Raw genomic sequence first — 17,452 nt, 5'->3', positions numbered from 1 at the left:
ATCGGTGAAGTACCTGGCCTTGGCGACCGACTTCGACGGCACCCTCGCCCACGACGGCGTCGTGGACGACGCCACCCTCGCCGCCCTCCGCCGTGTCCGCGCCTCGGGCCGCAAGCTCGTCCTCGTGAGCGGCCGCGAGCTGGAGGACTTCCTCGCCACGTTCGCGCACGCCCACCTGTTCGACCGGCTGGTGCTGGAGAACGGCGCCCTGCTGTACGATCCGGCCTCGAACCGCGTCCGCCCGATCGCGGCCCCGCCGCCGCCGCAACTCGTTGCCGAGTTGCTGAAGCGCGGCGTGCCGCTGTCGGCCGGCCGGTCGATCCTTGCCACGGTGGTGCCGCACGAACACGCCGTGCTGGCGGCGATCCGCGACCTGGGGCTGGAGTGGCACCTCGTCTTCAACAAGGGCGCGGTGATGGCCCTGCCGCCGGGCGTGACGAAGGCCACCGGCCTGGCCCCGGCGCTGGAGGAGTTGGGCATTCCACCGGGGGCCGTGGTCGGCGTCGGCGACGCGGAGAACGACCACGCCTTCTTGCAGTTGTGCGGCTTGTCGGCGGCAGTGGCGAACGCCCTGCCGGCGGTGAAGGCCACGGCCGACGTCGTGACCACCGGTGCGCGCGGGGCCGGCGTCATCGAGCTGATCGACCGGCTGCTGGCGGACGACCTGGCGGGCGTACGGCCGAACCCGGCACGGCACCCGCCAGGGCCGGTGGCCACCACCGGGGCGTGACGCGCCCGCAGTCACGGCCGACGGCCGCGCAGCTCCCGCAGTGTTCGCACCAGCCGCGTCGGGTCGTCGCTGGCCAGCGACTCCGGCGCGTGGGCCAGCAGCGGCACCACCTCCGCCGGCGTGCCGCCGCCAGTGCCCAGGTGCAGCTCGCACTTCGCCTCCCGCACTCGCGCCACGGCCCCCGCGTCCGACAGCCACCGCGGCCACAGGCGGATCACCGTTACCCCCGCGGCCGCGAACGGGCGGACGTCGTCGAGCGTCGGCACGAGGCCGATCTGCCGCGCCTCGGGGAGCAGCTTCCGCATCGTCGTCGCGTGTGCGACCGACCGCACGCCCACGACCGCCCGCTTCGGCTCGCCGTGCTTCCGGACCTCCGCGGCGATCTGCGCCAGGTACGCGTCGCCGTCCTCCTTCAGGTCCAGCATCACGCCGACTTTGCCGAACGCCGCCGCCAGCACCTCGCGGAGCGTCGGCACCCGTTCGCCACGGAATTTGGCGTCGAACCGCGTTCCGGCGTCGAGCCGACGCACGTCGGCAGGGGTCAGCGCGGCCACTTTCCCGGTGCCGTCCGTCGTCTTATCCACTTCGGCGTCGTGAAGGCAGACGAGTACGCCGTCGCGGGTGGTCCGCACGTCCACCTCAGAGGCGTGCGCCCCCGCCTCGATCGCCCGGCGAAGGCCGGCGAGCGTGTTACCGGGCCGGTCGGCGCACGACCCCTGGTGGCCGATCACCTCGCGCACGCCGGCCGCGGCACGGGCCACGGCGGGAGTCGGCGCCGGCCCGGCGGCGAGGGCCGGCAGCACCAGCAGTACGGCGGGAATGACGCGGACCACGGCGACGCCTCCGAACCTTTGAGCCGGTGGTACTATCCTGGGAAGCGTGCCCCGCGCCGTCAGCCCCGGACCCGCATGTACGTCCCGCCGCACTTCGCCGAAACCGACCAGGACAAGCTCCACGACTTCATCAACTCCCACAGCTTCGGCCTCCTCGTGTCGCAGCTCGGCGGGGTGCCCTTCGCCACTCACCTGCCATTCCTCCTCGACCGTGCCGCCGGCCCGTGCGGCACCCTCGTCGGCCACGTCGCCCGCGGCAACCCCCACTGGCAGGATCTCGGCGGCGCCGCGGCACTGGCCGTCTTCAGCGGCCCGCACGCCTACGTCTCGCCGACGTGGTACGAGGCCGAGCCCGCGGTGCCGACGTGGAACTACCTCGCCGTCCACGCCACCGGCCGGACCGAACTGATCGACGCCCGCGACGAACTGCGCGACATCGTCCGCCGGTCCGTTGCCGTCTACGAGTCGGGCATGCCGCGGCCGTGGCAGTTCGACGCCGACTCGGCTTATGTGGATCGGTTGCTCGCCGGCATCGTGGGCTTCCGGCTGCGGATCGGGCGGCTCGAAGGGAAGTGGAAGTTAAACCAGAACCACCCGGCCGAGCGGCGTGCGAAAGTGATCCGCGCCCTGGAGGCGGCCGGCGGCGAGAACGGTTTGGCGGTCGCGGCGGCGATGCGGCAGATGCTCTCGGCGGAGGACCAACCGTGACGACCGACGTGGACTACGCCATCGAACCCGCCCTGACGGCGGCCGAGTTCATCGACGTGCTGGTCCGCTCGACACTGGCCGAACGGCGGCCGGTGGACGAGCCCGACCGCATCGCCGCAATGCTGGCCTACGCCGACATCGTGGTGACCGCCCGCGTCGGCGGGCGGCTCGTCGGGGTGGCGCGGGCGGTGTCCGACTTCAGCTATTGCTGTTACCTGTCGGACCTAGCCGTGGACGAAGCCTTCCAGCGGCGAGGCATCGGCCGCGAGCTGATTCGTCGGACACACGCCGCCGCCGGCCGGCGGACGATGCTCATTCTGCTGGCGGCGCCGAAGGCGCGGGACTACTACCCGCACATCGGGATGGCGCCGCACGACTCGTGCTGGGTCATACGTGGGGAAACCGCTCCCGACCTTCGGTAACGGTTGTCGCAGGTGTCGTTCGAGCCGTGAGGGTGGGTTCAGCCTTGTTCCGACCCGGGGACGAACGGCAGCGTCAGCCCGGTCTGGTCCTGGTACTTCCCCTTCTTGTCGGCGTAGCTGGTGCGGCACACCTCCGCCGCCTTCAGGAAGATGATCTGCGCGATCCCCTCGCCGGAGTAGATCTTCGCCGGCAGCGGCGTCGTGTTGCTGATCTCGATCGTAACCCGGCCGCGCCACTCGGGCTCCAGCGGCGTCACGTTCACGATGATGCCGCACCGGGCGTACGTACTCTTACCCACGCAGACGCACAGGATGTCCCGCGGGATTTCCAGGTACTCCACCGTCTCGGCCAGGGCGAAGCTGTTCGGCGGGATGATGCAGTGGTCGGCGTCCACGTCCACGAACGACTTCGGGTCGAACTGCTTCGGGTCGACCGTACGGCCCCACACGTTCGTGAACACCTTGTACTTGCGGTCCACGCGCACGTCGTAGCCGTAGCTCGTCACCCCGTAGGAGATTACCCCGGGGCGGCTCTGCTGGGCCGCGAACGGCACGATCTTCACGTCCCGCTCGATCATCCAGTCCGGGAGCACGCCCATCGCAGTCGCCTTCCGCAGGGTCCGGGGTATCCCCACCATCATCGGCACCCGTCGCGCGGCCTCCAACACCACTCCGTGAGCTGAGCCGCCCGCCGCGCCGAACGCGATGGCGGTTGCCGCGCAACCGGCACATCCGGTACAACGGGCAGCGCCACCCCGGAGGGCCGACGCATGGCGTTCTGGTTGTTCAAGGTCGAACCCGATTGCTACAGTTACGCCGACCTGGCCCGCGACAAGAAAACGAACTGGGACGGCGTGAGCAACGCTGCGGCGCAGAAGCACCTGCGCGCGGTGGCGAAGGGCGACCGCGTCTTCCTGTACCACACCGGCGACGAGAAGAGCGTGGTCGGCGTCATGGAGGTGACCGTCGGGCCGACGATCGACCCGGCCGACGAGGCGGGAAAGAAGGTGTACGTGACCGTGAAGCCGGTCCGGAAGCTCGCGACACCGGTGGCGCTGGCGACGATCAAGGCCGACCCGGCGTTCGCCGGGTGGGACCTGGTGCGGCTGCCGCGACTGTCGGTGATGCCGGTGACGGCCGAGCAGTGGGCGCGGGTCGAGGAACTCGGCGGCGAGGGCTAATCGAGCCGCCAGAAGAACACCGCCCCCTGGGCGCCGGTGCTGGCGACGTGCCGCCCGTCGGGGCTCGCCGCAACCCGCAGCGCCGGGCCGACGTGCGCCGCCACCGTCTGCACGTTCGCGCCGGTCGCGGCGTCCCACACCCGCACGGTGTGGTCGAGGCCGCACGACACCACCAACTCGCCGCGCGCCCAGGTGACGCCGGTGCAGCGGTCGGTGTGCCCCTTCCACGCGGCCAGTTCGGCGCCGGTCGTTGCGTCCCAGACGCGCACGAACGTGTCCAGGCACGCACCCGCGAGCTTCTTGCCGTCCGGCGACACGGCCAGGGCCATCACCCCGCCGCAGCCCTTCGACCGCCACACTTCCTTGCCCGTCGTCGGGTCGAAGGCCGCGACGCAGCCGTGTAGCATCGGCAGCTCCCACCGGCCGCAGCCGGCGAAGGCCTGCTTCCCGTCGGCGGTAACCGCCGTTCCCAGAACGGCGCCGCGCTTCGGCTCGCACACCCGGATCGTTCGCGCCTCGCCGCCCAACTCGCGGACCTTCAGCGTGCCGTCGCGGTGGCCGGTCACGAGCCACTTGCCGTCGGCCGACGCCGCTACCGACTCGCATTCCGCGGTCACGTCCGACTCGATGGCCGTGGTCCCCTTCTTGGCGATGTCCCAGGTGCGGACGGTCTTGTCGCCGCCGGCCGAGATCACGCCCGTGCCGTCCGGCGTGAACAGTAGCCCGGTCACTGAACCGCCGTGGCCGAGCAGCGGTGCCGTCGGGGTGAAGCGCTTGCCGTCGAAGCTGCCGACCGCGACCGGGCCGGCCTGGAGGCCGACGGCTACCTGCGTGCCGTCGGCCGACCACGCCACGCTCGCCGCGGACCCCGGCACCGTGCCCGGCACGAAGAACACCGGCTGCAACGGCGCCCTCACCGGCGCCGGCTCGAGGTGCGTCACCGGGCGGATCGGGTTCGTGGCCGGCCGCTCGGGCCGCGGCACGAACACGGCCGGCCGGCCGAGCGGGCTGGACGGCTCCACCTTCGTCATCGGGTGCAGGTCGAGCCGGGTGCCGTCGGCCTTCACCACGCCGTACGCGCCGCCGGCCGGGCCCGTCGCGTGGCCGAACATGACGCGATCCGGTGCGACCCACACCGGATTCGTGTTCATGCCGGGCAGCGTCGTGAGTTGCCGGACGGGGCCGCCGGTCGCCGGGGCGAGCGCGAGCTGCCAGCCGTACGGCGTCTCGACCGGGCAGGCGATCACGCCGCCGTCCGGGCTCCACGCCGGTGCCGGAAGATCGACCTTGCCGATGTCCGCGATCAGCACCGACAGGTTCTCGCCGTCCGCGTCGCAGACGCAGAGCGCCTGCTTCTTGCCGGCCGTGCGGCGGACGAAGGCTATCCGCCCGTCCGGCCCCCACGCGGCGCCGACGGCGTCGTCCCGGATGACGTCGTCCGTCTCACCGTCGGCGGTGACGACGCGGAGTTCGCACTTATCGCCACCGGGGTGCAGCCGGGTGTACGCGACGCGCTTCCCGTCCGGCGACCAACTCGGGTAGTAGCAGGCCGACGGCTCCGCGCCGGGCTTCGTGAGTTGCTTGCGGTTCCCGCCGTCGCTGCCGCACGCGTAGACCTCGAAGTCGTGGTCCTTCGTCTTGCACAGGTAAACGACGCGGCGGCCGTCCGGGCCGAACGCGGGGCCGATTTCGTCGGCGTCGGGCGTGTTGGTGAGGTTCTTGGTGTCGCCCTTGACCGGGTCGGTGAGGAACAGGTCCGGCCGCCCGGCACGGGCCGACGGGTGCAGCACCAGTTCCGGCCCGGGCGGTTCAGCGGCGGGGGCGAGCAGCGCGGCCAGCAGGACGGTAGTCCCCATGATGTGACTCCTTCACGGGGTGAGGGGGAAACGGGCGTGCGGGCTGTTCCTGAGCGTCTCGGGCACGTTCAGGGACAGCCCGCACGCGGGGTGAGTTTTGCTCACGCCTTCCGCGTGCGGTAGCGGCGGAGCGTCGTCGCGGCGATGCCGCCGACGGCGGCCAGTACCAGCGACGAGGGCTCCGGCGTGGCCACCGGGCCCGGGCTCTCTGGCACCGGGTCCACGACCGGCGGCTCGGGCGTCGGGGTGGGAGTCGGATCGGGTGTCGGAGTGGGCGGGGGGTCGATGACCGGCGGCGGGGTGGTACCCGCGTCCGGGCCGAGGCCGATCACGTAGTACCCACCGTCGGGAACGCTCACGGTGCCAGTGCCGATCACGTTTCCGCCGGCGTCGGTAACGGTCGCGGTCAGGTCGCGGGAGCCGCTGGAATCGGGGTCGGCGAGTTTCAGGCCGAGCAGCGCGGCGGTGTCGGGGACGGTGGCGTTTACCAACGGGGTGGCACCGGCGGGGCTACCGGCGTTCCCGCCCTTGGGTCCGCGGTTCTTGCCACCCTCGGGCACGGAACCGGCTCCACCGGCGAGGTAGGCCGACCCGTCAGCCAGGTTCAGGAGCAGTGGTGTGCCGAGGCCGCCGAAGCTGACCGTGCCGCCGGTGGTGCCGGCCTCCAGCGTACCGGGCACGCTGGTCACCGCCACGTACGGCGGGGCGTGCGGGGAGTCGAACCACAGGTCGGCCTCGGACGTCGGGGCAGCCCCCGAGAGCCCGGCCGCCAGGGTGACCCACACGCCCGCCGCGTGTGCTGTTTTGGGCGTGGTCATTGCGACCACGGCCCCGACCGTCCAGACCCAACCCGGTACCCGGCGCATCCGCCGCCCTCCGTGCCGGCCGCCACCCGTTTTGCCCGCGAACGGGCGGACCATAGCACGACCCGGGGGGTGAGAAAAGGTGAAGTTGAAGGGCCGTCCGGTCGAGTGTCAAGCGAGGCCGTCCAGGAGCCGGACCAGTTCCATCGGTTCGGCCGGCTTCAGGACGTGCCGGTCGAAGCCGGCCGCGGCCGCCGCCGCCCGGTCCGCTTCAGCGCCGCGGCCGGTCAGTGCCACCAGTAGCCGCGGCCGGCACCCCGCCGCCGCCATCGCCCGCGCCACCCCGTACCCGTCCAGCCCCGCGAGGTGGAGCGACACGAACGCCGCGTCCGGCCGGTGCGCGGCGGCCAGTTCTACCGCTTCCGGGCCGCTCCGCGCGACGTACGGGAAGTGGCCGAACAGGCGTAGGAGTTCGGCGAGGCTGTCGGCCGCGTCGGCGAACCCGTCGGCGATCAGGACGCTCCGGCCCACCGGGACACCCCGTTGTCACTCGCACACGATTCGAATCGGAACTCCTGCATGGTAGGCTTCGGCAGCCGGGTTTGTCTGTCAACTGCGTGACACTCCTGGTCGGAAAAGGCGAAAAATCGTCCGTCGGCCGGGGAACCCACGTTGCCCGCGGTGCCGCGCCGGGTAAAAGTTGGAGAACACCGCCTTTCTCGACACCACCGCCCGCCCCGCGGCCGCGCCCGACAACGGGGGTTGGATTCACGCATGCCCCGACCCGCCGCGCGCCGGCATACCGGCAACCACCTCCTCGACCGCCTCCCCGCCGCCGAGCAGGCGCCGCTGCTGGACGCCGCCACATCTGTTACCTTTGCCCCGCGCGAGGAGGTGGACGGCCTCCGGTGGGAGGACCAGCCGGTGTACTTTCCCACCTCGGGCGTGTACTCGCTGTTGCTGCCGATGAAGGCCGAAAACCCCGTCGAGGTGGGGGTGGTGGACAGCGAGGGGATGCTCGGCATCCCGGTCGTACTCGGCATGGCCGAGAACCCCGTCCGGGCCGTCGCCCAGTCCGCCGGGTCGTGCCTCCGCGTGCCCGCCGAGACGTTCCTCCGGGTGCTGCGGGCCGACGGCACCGTGCTCGACGCCCTGGTCCGCCGCTTCCTCGCCGTCAGCTGGCAGACCGCGAACCAGACGATCGCGTGCAACCTCCGGCACAACGTCCGCGAGCGGACGGCCCGGTGGCTGCTGAGCGTCCACGACCGCACCGGCTCGGACGAGTTCGTGGTGACGCAGGAGGTGCTGAGCGGGATGATCGGTGCCAGCCGGCAGAAGGTGACGGTGGTGGCCGGCGAGTTGCAGGCCGCGGGGACGATCGCGTACCAGCGCGGCAAGGTGCGGGTGCGCGACCGCAAGGCGCTGGAGGCGGCCAGCTGCGAGTGCTACCGGGTGCTCCGCAAGGCCTACGACTTCCTCACGTCGTGACGTGACGCGGGGTCCCGCCCGCTCCGCCGAGGGCGGCGGCGAGCGCCAGTGTGTGGTCGAGGAGCGAGTCGTAGCCGTCGGGCGTACACACGTAGTTCAGCCGGAACACTAGCAGCGTGCCGAGCCGGGCCGCCACCGTGTACTCCGGCCGCTTCAGGCACCGCACCACGAACCGCTCCGGTAACCCACCCTCGATCGAGTCCGGGTTCTCCGAGTAAACGATGAACGCCCGGTCGAACTCGGGGTCGTCGCGGAACCGCAGCCGCTCGCCGCGCGTGAGGTCGAGCACCTCGCCCATCTCGCCCTTCGGCAGGAGCACGAAGTCGAGCTCCCGCGGCAGCACGCCCACGAGCGCCGCCTCCGTCTGCTCCGCCTCCACCTCCACGACCTCGGAGAAGCCCGACCGACTCCACCGGTTGAGCACCTCGACGCGGCCCCCTCCCACCTCGCCGGTCATGTGATACTTCCGCTCGTTCTCGCCGCCCATCGTGTACACCGCGTCGGCGGCCGTCTTCTCCGCGCGGCGGCGGTAGCGGAAGCCGTTCTCGTCGGCCCAGCGGATAAGTTCGACCTCGGCCGCGGCCGCCTTCACCGGCCGCCGTGCGAAGAACGCCGCGATGAGGAACACGACCGGCAGCACCAGCGCTGGCATCAGGCCGAACGCCAGGTCCACCTCCGGTGGGAAGAAAAGGGTGCAGCAGCATGAAAGCACGAACGACGCCGGGGCCATCAACAGGCAGAACAGAAAGATGATTCGGCCGCGGGTGATGCGGCCGCGGGCGGCGGCGAGTTCGGCGTCGTTCATGGCGGGATTGTACCGCCGCTCACGCCGACTGCCGCAGGGCCGCCGGCGCGTCGGGGGCGTTCTCGACGACGTGTTTAAGCAGCTTGTCCCAGGCGTCGTCGCTGAACCCGGTGTCGCGGGCCACGCGCTTCAAGTCGGCGACCAGCTCGGCGGCACTGCCGTACGGTCGGTCGGCGGCGACGGTGTCGGCCATCGGCGGCTCCGGGTCGGCCTCCAGCCGGCGAATCACAGCCATCAGCTCGGCCGGGAACGGCTTCGGCCGCACGCCCTTCTTCTTGGCCGCGAGCTGCGCCCACCCGAACAGCACCTGCCCGAACGCCCGCAGGTCGGCGTCCGGCGTCGGCTCCGGCGGCACCGGGCCGGTGGTCAGCCACGGCGGCTCCCCGAACCCCGTCACCTTCACGACTCCGGTCGCCGTGAGCACCACCGAATCGGACGTGAGCCGGCCGTGCGCAAGCCCCGCGCGGTGTGCGGCCTCGATACCCTCGGCGGCCATCGTGGCGAGGCGGACCCAGCAGCCGGGGTGCGCGGCCTGCGCGGGCCAGTCGGCGCTAAACAGCCCGGTCAGCCACTCCTGCACGGCGGCCGGTCGGCCGTTCAGGTCGAGCACTTCGAGAACGGCGGCGAGGTTCGGGTGGGCCGCGTCGCGGGCGGCGGCGAAGCGCTGGCGGAACTCGTCGGGCCGCACCGCGTCGTGCACCTCAGCCTCGGCGAGCTGGCGAAGGAGGAACACGCCCCCGCCGCGGGTCGGGTCCGAGACGCGGTACAGCGTCTCGCGCGCGGCCGCCCGCAGCCGGTCGATGACGCGGAAGCGGCCGAGCACGAGCCCGTCGAGGTTGCCGGCTTCGATCAGCGCCAGCTGGTAGAGAGTAACGGCGCCGCCGGCGAGGAGTACCTGCCGCAGCGTTCGCCGCTGGCGGGAAGCTTCGGCCCACAGGGCGGCGAGCGTGTCGGCGTCCACGAGCCCGTGCGACTTCAACAGCTCGCCGAGTTGCCGGTCGCCGGGTTCGAGGTCGTCGGGGGCGGTGTGAAGTTTGAGAGCCGGCGGCTCGTCGCCGCGGGCCGGTTCCGCGCCGGTCACCTCGCGCAACTTGCGGCGGTACCACTCGCGCATGTCGGCGAGGTGCCGCTCGACCTCGGTGCGGCGCTGCACGACTTCGTCGCGCTCGCGCCGCAGCCGCTCGGCCTCCTCCGCCAGCTGCACGGTCGCGGCCTCGGCGTCGCGGGCCGCCTGATCGACCGCCGCCTGCCGGGCGTCCAGCCGCGTCTCCCCCTGCTGCAAGAGGCGCCGCATCTCCGCGACGCGGGCCTGCCAATCGACCAGCTGTTGCCGGAACCCGGTGACCGCGAGGCGGTGCTCGGCACGGGCGCGGTCGAGCGTCGCTTCCTGGTCGCGGAGCCGTTCGGCGTCGGCCCGCACCTGCACCCGCACGGCCTCCAGGTCGTCGCGGCTCTGGCGGGCGAAGTCGTTCAGCTCGGCGAGGTGGCCGCGGAGCGCGTCGCGGGCCGTCGTCATCTTCGCGGCGGCGGCGGCGGCCTGCTCCTCGAGCGCCGGCGCGTCGGCCTTCAACGCCGCGTACTCGGCGCGGACGGCGTCCGCCGAAGCGACCGCGGCGCGGCGGTCGGCGTCCCAGGTGGCGCGGGCGTCGGCGAGCGCCTTCCGCTCCGCGGCGACGGCCCGGCCCACGTCCTTCAGCTTCTCCACCTGCCGGCCCAGCGCCGCCTCGCGCCCGGCGAGTTGGGCACCCTGCCGCTCCAGCTCCGCGGCGCGGGCGTCCAGGTCGGCGCGGTTGAGCGTTATGGTTTCGCCTGCGGCGACTTGCTCCGCGGCGACCGCGGCCCGCGCCTGGTCGATGGCCCCCTGGTCGGCGGCGAGCCGGCGGACGGCTTCGTCCAGGGCCTGCGAGCGGGCCGCCAGGTCTTCCGCGCGCTTCCGCAGCTGCTCCTGCAGCGCGGCCCGCGCGTCTTCGGCACGGGCCAGTGCCGCCTCGCGTTCCCGCAGCGCCACGCGGTCCGCTTCGAGCCGCGCCTGTAGGTCAAGTGCCTGGGCCATCCGCCCCTTTAGAGCCCCGGCCTGCTCCGCGAACTCGGCCGAGCGCGCGTCCTGCGCCGCCTCGCGCTCCCGTACCCGCGCCTCGTCTGCGGCCACGGCCTCCTTCAGCCTGCGGAGCTCGTCCAGCCCCGCACTCAGGAGCGCGTCGCGTTCGTCGAGTCGCTCGCGCTCCAGGGCCGCGCTCTCCTGCACCGTGGACAGTTCGGCACGAAGTTGTTCGGCCTCGCGGATGCGGTCGCGTAGCTCGCCGTGCGCCGAGTCCTCGCGCACCCTCGCCGCGGCGAGCAACCCGGCCTCGCGTTCCACGTCCTCGCGCGTTCGGTCGAGCCGGGCGCGGACGACCGCCAACACCCCCTGCTGCGCCTCGAGCTGCGCCGCCCGCTCGCTCAGGCGGGCCGTTTGCGAGTCCAGTTCGGCGCGGGCGCGGTCGAGCCGGTCGGCCTCCTCGCGCTGCCGGTCCTGCTCCGCCGCGGCGAGGCGGACGGTCTCCTCCCACTCGGCCGCGTCGCGCTTCAGCTGGTCGAGCCGCACCTCGGCGTCGCGCCCGCGGGACGCCAGCGCCTGTTCGCGGTCGTCGAGTTCGGCCCGGCGGCGGTCGAGGCGCAGCAAGTCGTCGTTCAGAAGCGTGCGGTCCTGGTCGAACGCCGCGCGGTCCGCCTGAAGCGTCGTCTCACGGCGTGTCAGATCGGCCTCGCGGTCCGCCAGCCGGCTCTCGCGGGTGGCGAGGCGGTCGAGCTCCGCGGCGCGCTCGGCCTCGAACGTCGCGCGGGCGCGGACCAGAAGCTCCTGATCCGCGGCGAACGCGGCCCGCTGCCGCTCCAGCTCGGCCCGCTCGGCCAGCACCGGGGCGTGCCGCTCCAGTTCGGCGTCGAGCGCCGCCCGTCGACGGGCCACCTCCTCCTCGACGGCCCGCAGCCGGTCGGCGCACTCGGCCTCGGTCTGATCGCGGCGTTCGGCGAGGTGCGCGGCCGCGTCGCGGACGGTCGCCTGCGACCGGTCCAGTTCCTCCATCTTCGCCCGGTAGCGGTCCAGCACCTCGGCTTCGACCCCGGCCCGGCGGCGGTCCAACTCGGCGGCGAAGGCCGATTTCTCGCGCTCGAACTCCTGCCGCTCGGCGGCGAGCCGGTCGCGGCGGTCCTCGCACTCGGTGGCGAACTGCTGCCGCAGCGCGGTCAGCTCGCTGCGGACGCGCTCCGCCTCGTGCTCCCGCGCCGGCAGCGCGGCCGTGGCCTTGCGGAAGATCGACGCCTCTTCCTCCATCTCCTGCCGGCGGGCGTACCACAGCGCCCGGTCGGCTTCGAGTTCCTCCGTCTGCCGGTCCAGCTCACGCTGCCGGCGGACGACCTCGGCCTCGCGGCGTTCCATTTCCTCTGCTCGCTGCGCGAGCGCGTCCGCGCCGGGCGGCCACTGCGGCGGCGCGGAGGGCTCCTCGGCGGGGAGCAGCACGAGCTTCGGCGACAGGTACGCGGGGGCGTCCACGCTCAGCGTCAGTTCCACGTCGCCGATGGTGACGCGGTCGCGGTGGCCGACCGGCGTCGGTGTGTTCGCGGGAAGCGAAACGTTGTTCAGCTGCACGACGAGCGACGGGGCGAGGCGGCGGACCTTCAGGCCGTCGGCCCGGCGGAGGAACTGCACCGCGACGGGGGCGGTGCCGGGGAGCGGGAGCCGCAGGTCGCAGCCGGCGGCGGGGCCGACCAGGAACTCGTCGGTGGCGATCTCGTAGCTGACGGGCCTGCCGCCGCCGGCGCGCACCTCGACCCGGGCCCGCGGCAGTTCGGGCCGGTCGGGCGGCGGGGTGGGGCTCGGCAGAGGCGCCATCATGGCCGCTTCCGTGCGGGGAGGTCGGATTGGACCCGATTCCGCCCGCCCGACGCAAGCCGAACTCGGCTTCCGCCCGGCGGCGGGGTTGGGGTAACCTGCGCGGCCGATCCGCCGACCGCTCCGGAGGCCGACATGCCGGGCTGGTTCCGAACCCGGGCCGCCGACTACGCCGTACTGCTGTGCGCCGCCGCGGTGCTGACGCTGCCGAACCTCGGCGTGTCGAGCCTGTGGGACGTGGACGAGGGCGTGAACGCCGAGGCCGGCCGCGAGATGCGTGAGGCCGACTCGTGGGTCGTGCCGACGTTCAACTTCGAGCTGCGGACGCAGAAGCCGGTGATGCAGTACTGGCTGCTGCGCCTCAGCTACGCGGCGTGCGGTGTCAGCGAGTTCTCGGCGCGGCTGCCGTCGGTGCTGTGCGGCTGGCTCACGATCCTCCTCACCTACGAACTGGCCCGGCGCATGTTCGGCCGCGGCACCGGCCTGCTGGCCGGAATCGTGCTCGCGTCGGCGATCGAGTTTTGCGTGCTGGCCCACGCCGCCACGCCGGACGCCACGCTGCTGCTGTTCACGGTGCTGACGTACCTGATGTTCTGGGTCGGCCACGAGGCCGGCGGCCGCGGCTGGTGGGTGCCGACGGCCGCCGCGTGCGGGCTGGCGGCCTTGTCGAAAGGCCCGGTCGGCGTGGCGGTGCCGGGGCTGGTGTTCCTCCTGTACTTCGCGTGGAACGGCGAGTTACGGCGGTTGCTGGACCGGCGGCTCGGGTGGGCGCTGCTGACGTTCCTGCTGGTGGCGGGGCCGTGGTACGGGCTGGTGGCGGCGGAGACGCGCGGGGCGTGGCCGAAGGCGTTCTTCCTGAACGAGAACGTGAACCGGGCGCTGACGCCGATGGAGAACCACAGCGGGCCGATCTTCTACCACGCGGCGGCGCTGCTGGTGTTGTTCGCGCCGTGGAGCGTCGTCCTGTGTGCGACGCTGTGGTACGCGGCGGCCGAAGCGCGGGTGCCGGCGTTCGTGGTTCGCGTGTGGAACGCAGTTCCAGGACTTCGTCGCGCGTGGTTAACCCCCTCACCCCGCGTGCTTCGCCGCGACCCTCTCCCCCGAGGGGAGAGGGTGGGCGCTCCCGACCCTCATCACGGGCGGGCATTGCACCGCACACCACGACCCGAAACGGATGGTGTCTCGCCACCCTCTCCCCTCGGGGGAGAGGGTCGCGGCGAAGCACGCGGGGTGAGGGGGGTAACCACGCACGACGGCAGCCAACCGCCGGGCGACCGCGCTAATCGTTACCTGCTCTGCTGGTTCCTCTCGTACCTCACCGTCTTCTCGCTCGTCTCGACGAAGCTGCCGAACTACGTCCTGCCGCTGTACCCGGCCCTGGCGATCCTCACCGCCCGCTTCCTCGTCCGCTGGCGCGACGGCCTCGCCGTGCCGCGCTGGCTCGTCTTCGCCGCCGTCGTCGGCGTCGCGCTTGTCGGCGTCCTGTTCGCCGCGGGGCTGCTCGTCGTCGCCGGGACGATCCCAGTCCCGAAGCTGCGGACGTTCCCCGGACTGGAGCGGTGGGCGGTCCTCGGACTGATTCCGCTGGTCGGCGCCGCCGCGATGGCGTGGCGCCTGCGGCTCGGCGACCGGCACGGGTTCCTGGTTGCGATGGCGGCTTCGTCCGTCGCATTCGTGGCGGGTGTGGCGGCGGTGGTCCCCGCCGGCATGGATCCGTACAAGGCGCCGCGCGGCCTCGTCGCCGACGCCCGCCTCGACGACCCGACCCGCGACCTCCGCGTCGGCGGGTACGACTGGTTCCAGCCGAGCGTGGTCTTTTACGCCAAGCGTGAGGTGTCGAAGCTGCCCGGCCCGCACGCCGCCGCCGACTTTCTCGCCGTGCCGACGCCCGGCTACCTGCTCATCCCCGAGCCGACCTGGACACAGTGGGTGCGGCCGCTGACGACCGCGCCGCATCGGGTCGTTGCCCGCCGGTTCGACTTCTACCGCAACTGCGACGTGCTGGTCGTGACCAACGAGCCGTGACGCGGTGAGTGCGTAGACTGGACGGCGACACGGTCGCGGAGCCCCCTCGATGATCCCGCTCCCGGCGAAGCTGGCGTACACTGCGTTCGTCGCCGTGCTGGTGCCGTACTACTGGCACGCCTACGGCCCGACGAACTTCCTGTACTACTGCGACATCGCCCTCCTGATGGGCCTCGCCGCCGCGTGGACGAACCGCTCCCTACTCGCGTCCGCACCGGCCGTCGGCATTCTCGTCCCGCAGTCCGTGTGGATCGCGGACTTCCTCGCCACCCTCGCCGGCTTCCCGCTCACGGGCATGACGGCGTACATGTTCCGCGACAGCCTCTCGCTGTTCACCCGCGGCCTCTCCTTCTTCCACTTCTGGCTGCCGCTGGTGCTCCTCTGGTTCATCTACCGCCTCGGCTACGACCGCCGGGCGTTCTGGGCGTGGGCGACGCTGGCGTGGGTGCTGATGCCGGTGTGCTACTTCCTGCTGCCGGCCCCGCCGCCCGACCCGGCCAACCCGGACGTGCCGGTGAACGTGAACTACGTGTACGGCATGGACGACAACCAGGCCCAGACGTTGATGCCGCCCCTGGCCTGGCTGGCGCTGCTCATGGCGGGCCTGCCGCTGCTCGTTTACTTGCCGACGCACCTGCTGCTGAAGTGGCTGTTCCGCCCGCCGCCGACCGTGGTGCGATGACTCTACGGAGAGATGAGATGGACGTGGGCTCGAACCAGGCGCCGGTCGTGCAGTGGGCCGGACGCGTCATCAGCGGGCTGGTCGTGGCGTTTCTACTGGTCGACGCCGGCATGAAGGTCGTCGGGGCCGGTCCGGTACTGGAGGCGAGCGCCAGACTCGGCATTCCGACGGACGCGATCCGCGGCATCGGGTTGGTGCTGCTGGCGAGCACAACTTTGTACGCGCTGCCGCGGACGGCGGTTCTCGGGGCGATCCTCCTGACCGGCTACCTCGGCGGGGCGGCGGCGACGCACGTGAACGCCGGCGACGTGGGCTTCCCGGTCGGCTTCGCGGTCGGCCTCGGCGTGCTGGCGTGGCTCGGCCTCGCCCTCCGCGAGCCGCGGTTGTTCGGCACCATCTTCCTCGGCCGCTGAGCGGCCCCGGGGTCACATGACCGACGACCTGGCATGGTGGCTGCGCTATCACCACGGCGTGGCCGTGGTGTCCCTCACGGAGCGCGACGGCAGCACGGAGCTGGCCGACGACGGGCTCGCGAAGGTGATCGCACTTGAGCGCGGGCGCGTGGTCCTGGAGTTACCCCCGAAGGTGGCCTTACCATCGTGGGTTCTCGGGAAACTGATCCTGCTCCACCGGCGGGTGCAGGCCGCCCGCGGCACCCAATTCCGGCTGTGTTGCCCCGAGGGACCGGCGCGGGAGGAACTCCGGCTGACGAAGTTGGACCGCCTCATCCCCACGTTCGAGACACTCGACGACGCGGTCCGCGACTTCTGACGCCCTCACTTCTTCACCGCGACGCACCACAGGTGGCGGAACGTCCGCAGGAACAACTCGCCACCGGCCACCACCGGGGAGGCGTTCGTCTGCTCACCCGGCCCGAGTAGGTTCGTCGCCAGTAGCTCGAACTTCGCCGCCGGCGCCAGCACGTGCGTGCTGCCGTCGCGCATCATCACGTACAGCCGGCCGCCGGCGTGGACCATCGAGCCCCACGTCACGCCGCCCTTCAGCTTCGCCTCCTCGGCCCAGGCGTCGGCCCCGGTCCGCAGGTCGTAGCGGTGCGGTCGGCCGTCCTCGTCCACCTGGTAGATGTGCCCGCCGACGACCACCCCCGAGCCGACGCGCTGCGTGTTCTTCGGGTGAATCCACAGCCGGTCCGCGGTGACGTCGCCGCGGCCGCCCAGCTTCACGGCCATCGCCGAGCCGCCGTAGCCGGACATGCCAACGACCACGCCGTCGGCCACGAGTGCCGACGTGTAGACGTAGCTGTTCAGGCCGCGCGCCGACCACAGCTCAGAACCGGTGGCCGGGTCGTAGCCCTTCAGGTGGCCGTGCTTCTCCTCGGGCTGCGTCTTCACATCCTTCGACAGGCCGAGGATCAGTTGGTCCTGCCCGTTCACCTTGGCGAGCACCGGCGTGGCCCACGAGCCGGTCGGCTCGTCGTGCTCCCAGGCGGTCTTGCCGGTGCGTGCGTCAACGGCGAGGAGGTAGTTGCGGCCTTCCTTCTCGTTCGGGCCGCACCACAGGATGACGCGGCCGCCGTGCAACACCGGCGACGAACTGTTGCCGAATGCGTGCTCCCAGCGGCCCAGGTCCGTGCGCCGCCACTGCTCCGCGCCGGCGTGGTTGAAGCAGAACATCCCCGCCGAGCCGAAGCTGACGACGACGCGCTCGGCGTCCACGACCGGGGAGGCGTTCGCGTACCACGTCTCGTTCCAGTTCCGCTCCTGCTCCTCGTACTGCACGTCCTTCTGCCAGCGTGTCGAGCCGTCGGCGCGGGACAGGCACAGGAGGCTTCGGGTGGCGCCGCCCTTCGTCGCCAGCGTGAGGTAGATCGAATCCTTCCACACGACCGGGGTCGAGTTGCCGGGGTGGGCCAGCGGCACCTTCCACTTGATGCTCTCTTTCGGACCCCACTTCAGCGGCACGGCCGGCTCGTCGGCGAGCCCCTGGCCGGTGGGGCCGCGCCACGCGGGCCAGTCGGCCGCGGCGGCAACCGATGCGGTGAGTAGGACGACGGCGACGACTCGGGGCATGGCGGTCTCCGGGAGGGG

General features: G+C 72.3%; 17 protein-coding genes. 9 read left to right on the top strand and 8 right to left on the bottom strand.

Annotated elements, in window-relative coordinates; translation table 11 throughout:
• The first annotated feature begins 4 nt into the window (after positions 1-4).
• Positions 5-730, top strand: coding sequence for an HAD family hydrolase (locus tag ETAA1_RS10045; protein ID WP_145237112.1), 726 nt, complete (start codon positions 5-7; stop codon positions 728-730).
• 11 nt (positions 731-741) lie between these two features.
• Here ETAA1_RS10045 and ETAA1_RS10040 read toward each other — a convergent pair whose 3' ends face one another.
• A complete protein-coding gene (locus ETAA1_RS10040; protein ID WP_202920806.1) occupies positions 742-1,563 on the bottom strand; it encodes a glycerophosphodiester phosphodiesterase in 822 nt (273 codons plus the stop codon).
• Positions 1,564-1,638: 75 nt separating this feature from the next.
• Between ETAA1_RS10040 and ETAA1_RS10035 the strand changes: the two genes are divergently transcribed.
• A complete protein-coding gene (locus ETAA1_RS10035; protein ID WP_145237106.1) occupies positions 1,639-2,271 on the top strand; it encodes an FMN-binding negative transcriptional regulator in 633 nt (210 codons plus the stop codon).
• Positions 2,268-2,693, top strand: a complete 426-nt coding sequence (locus ETAA1_RS10030; RefSeq protein WP_202920805.1) for a GNAT family N-acetyltransferase — start codon at positions 2,268-2,270, stop codon at positions 2,691-2,693. The genes ETAA1_RS10035 and ETAA1_RS10030 overlap by 4 nt, the downstream gene beginning before the upstream one ends.
• Before the next feature lie 38 nt (positions 2,694-2,731).
• Here the strand turns inward: ETAA1_RS10030 and dcd are convergent, their stop codons facing one another.
• A complete protein-coding gene (gene dcd / locus ETAA1_RS10025; RefSeq protein WP_145237103.1) occupies positions 2,732-3,292 on the bottom strand; it encodes a dCTP deaminase in 561 nt (186 codons plus the stop codon).
• 171 nt (positions 3,293-3,463) lie between these two features.
• Between dcd and ETAA1_RS10020 the strand changes: the two genes are divergently transcribed.
• Positions 3,464-3,874, top strand: a complete 411-nt coding sequence (locus tag ETAA1_RS10020; protein WP_145237100.1) for an EVE domain-containing protein — start codon at positions 3,464-3,466, stop codon at positions 3,872-3,874.
• Here ETAA1_RS10020 and ETAA1_RS10015 read toward each other — a convergent pair.
• The 3 genes from ETAA1_RS10015 to ETAA1_RS10005 all read right to left on the bottom strand — a co-directional run bounded on the left by ETAA1_RS10015 (position 3,871) and on the right by ETAA1_RS10005 (position 7,064).
• Positions 3,871-5,730, bottom strand: a complete 1,860-nt coding sequence (locus tag ETAA1_RS10015) for a PD40 domain-containing protein (RefSeq protein ID WP_145237097.1) — start codon at positions 5,728-5,730, stop codon at positions 3,871-3,873. The genes ETAA1_RS10020 and ETAA1_RS10015 overlap by 4 nt on opposite strands.
• Positions 5,731-5,831: 101 nt before the next feature.
• The gene (locus ETAA1_RS10010; RefSeq protein ID WP_145237094.1) at positions 5,832-6,596 is read right to left on the bottom strand and encodes a hypothetical protein; all 765 of its coding nucleotides are present in this window, start codon (positions 6,594-6,596) and stop codon (positions 5,832-5,834) included.
• A 108-nt stretch (positions 6,597-6,704) separates the two neighbouring features.
• Entirely contained in the window at positions 6,705-7,064 is a 360-nt protein-coding gene (locus ETAA1_RS10005) for a response regulator (protein WP_145237091.1), read from the bottom strand.
• 243 nt (positions 7,065-7,307) lie between these two features.
• Here ETAA1_RS10005 and ETAA1_RS10000 point away from each other — a divergent pair, with 243 nt between their 5' ends.
• Positions 7,308-8,021 (top strand): Crp/Fnr family transcriptional regulator, encoded by a 714-nt coding sequence (locus ETAA1_RS10000; protein WP_145237088.1) that lies wholly within the window; start codon positions 7,308-7,310, stop codon positions 8,019-8,021.
• Here ETAA1_RS10000 and ETAA1_RS09995 read toward each other — a convergent pair.
• Together ETAA1_RS09995 and ETAA1_RS09990 are read right to left on the bottom strand one after the other, a co-directional pair.
• Positions 8,011-8,826 (bottom strand): hypothetical protein, encoded by an 816-nt coding sequence (locus tag ETAA1_RS09995; RefSeq protein WP_145237085.1) that lies wholly within the window; start codon positions 8,824-8,826, stop codon positions 8,011-8,013. The genes ETAA1_RS10000 and ETAA1_RS09995 overlap by 11 nt on opposite strands.
• A 19-nt stretch (positions 8,827-8,845) precedes the next feature.
• Positions 8,846-12,700, bottom strand: coding sequence for a hypothetical protein (locus ETAA1_RS09990; RefSeq protein WP_145237082.1), 3,855 nt, complete (start codon positions 12,698-12,700; stop codon positions 8,846-8,848).
• A 132-nt stretch (positions 12,701-12,832) separates the two neighbouring features.
• Between ETAA1_RS09990 and ETAA1_RS09985 the strand changes: the two genes are divergently transcribed.
• Genes ETAA1_RS09985 through ETAA1_RS09970 form a run of 4 tightly spaced genes read left to right on the top strand, consistent with a single transcriptional unit; the run spans position 12,833 to position 16,175 of the window.
• Entirely contained in the window at positions 12,833-14,722 is a 1,890-nt protein-coding gene (locus tag ETAA1_RS09985; RefSeq protein WP_145237079.1) for an ArnT family glycosyltransferase, read from the top strand.
• A 49-nt stretch (positions 14,723-14,771) separates the two neighbouring features.
• Complete coding sequence (locus ETAA1_RS09980) at positions 14,772-15,404, top strand: hypothetical protein (protein ID WP_145237076.1); 633 nt, start codon at positions 14,772-14,774, stop codon at positions 15,402-15,404.
• Positions 15,405-15,421: 17 nt separating this feature from the next.
• Complete coding sequence (locus tag ETAA1_RS09975) at positions 15,422-15,817, top strand: DoxX family protein (protein WP_202920804.1); 396 nt, start codon at positions 15,422-15,424, stop codon at positions 15,815-15,817.
• Positions 15,818-15,833: 16 nt separating this feature from the next.
• On the top strand, positions 15,834-16,175 hold the full coding sequence (locus ETAA1_RS09970) for an STAS domain-containing protein (RefSeq protein WP_145237070.1): 342 nt from the start codon (positions 15,834-15,836) through the stop codon (positions 16,173-16,175).
• Between the two features lie 5 nt (positions 16,176-16,180).
• Here the strand turns inward: ETAA1_RS09970 and ETAA1_RS09965 are convergent, their stop codons facing one another.
• Entirely contained in the window at positions 16,181-17,434 is a 1,254-nt protein-coding gene (locus tag ETAA1_RS09965) for an outer membrane protein assembly factor BamB family protein (RefSeq protein WP_145237067.1), read from the bottom strand.
• Positions 17,435-17,452: the final 18 nt, after the last annotated feature.

It is taken from the genome of Urbifossiella limnaea (genome assembly GCF_007747215.1).
Taxonomy (GTDB): domain Bacteria; phylum Planctomycetota; class Planctomycetia; order Gemmatales; family Gemmataceae; genus Urbifossiella; species Urbifossiella limnaea.
This window is presented reverse-complemented; position numbering and strand designations above follow the sequence as displayed.

Bases quoted from the DNA above. Each gene is read 5' to 3' on its own strand.
- ETAA1_RS10035 (WP_145237106.1), top strand. From the start codon at position 1,639: ATGTACGTCCCGCCGCACTTCGCCGAAACCGACCAGGACAAGCTCCAC.
- dcd (WP_145237103.1), bottom strand. From the start codon at position 3,292: ATGGGCGTGCTCCCGGACTGGATGATCGAGCGGGACGTGAAGATCGTG.
- ETAA1_RS10020 (WP_145237100.1), top strand. From the start codon at position 3,464: ATGGCGTTCTGGTTGTTCAAGGTCGAACCCGATTGCTACAGTTACGCC.
- ETAA1_RS10015 (WP_145237097.1), bottom strand. From the start codon at position 5,730: ATGGGGACTACCGTCCTGCTGGCCGCGCTGCTCGCCCCCGCCGCTGAA.
- ETAA1_RS10010 (WP_145237094.1), bottom strand. From the start codon at position 6,596: ATGCGCCGGGTACCGGGTTGGGTCTGGACGGTCGGGGCCGTGGTCGCA.
- ETAA1_RS10000 (WP_145237088.1), top strand. From the start codon at position 7,308: ATGCCCCGACCCGCCGCGCGCCGGCATACCGGCAACCACCTCCTCGAC.
- ETAA1_RS09995 (WP_145237085.1), bottom strand. From the start codon at position 8,826: ATGAACGACGCCGAACTCGCCGCCGCCCGCGGCCGCATCACCCGCGGC.
- ETAA1_RS09990 (WP_145237082.1), bottom strand. From the start codon at position 12,700: ATGATGGCGCCTCTGCCGAGCCCCACCCCGCCGCCCGACCGGCCCGAA.
- ETAA1_RS09985 (WP_145237079.1), top strand. From the start codon at position 12,833: ATGCCGGGCTGGTTCCGAACCCGGGCCGCCGACTACGCCGTACTGCTG.
- ETAA1_RS09980 (WP_145237076.1), top strand. From the start codon at position 14,772: ATGATCCCGCTCCCGGCGAAGCTGGCGTACACTGCGTTCGTCGCCGTG.
- ETAA1_RS09975 (WP_202920804.1), top strand. From the start codon at position 15,422: ATGGACGTGGGCTCGAACCAGGCGCCGGTCGTGCAGTGGGCCGGACGC.
- ETAA1_RS09970 (WP_145237070.1), top strand. From the start codon at position 15,834: ATGACCGACGACCTGGCATGGTGGCTGCGCTATCACCACGGCGTGGCC.
- ETAA1_RS09965 (WP_145237067.1), bottom strand. From the start codon at position 17,434: ATGCCCCGAGTCGTCGCCGTCGTCCTACTCACCGCATCGGTTGCCGCC.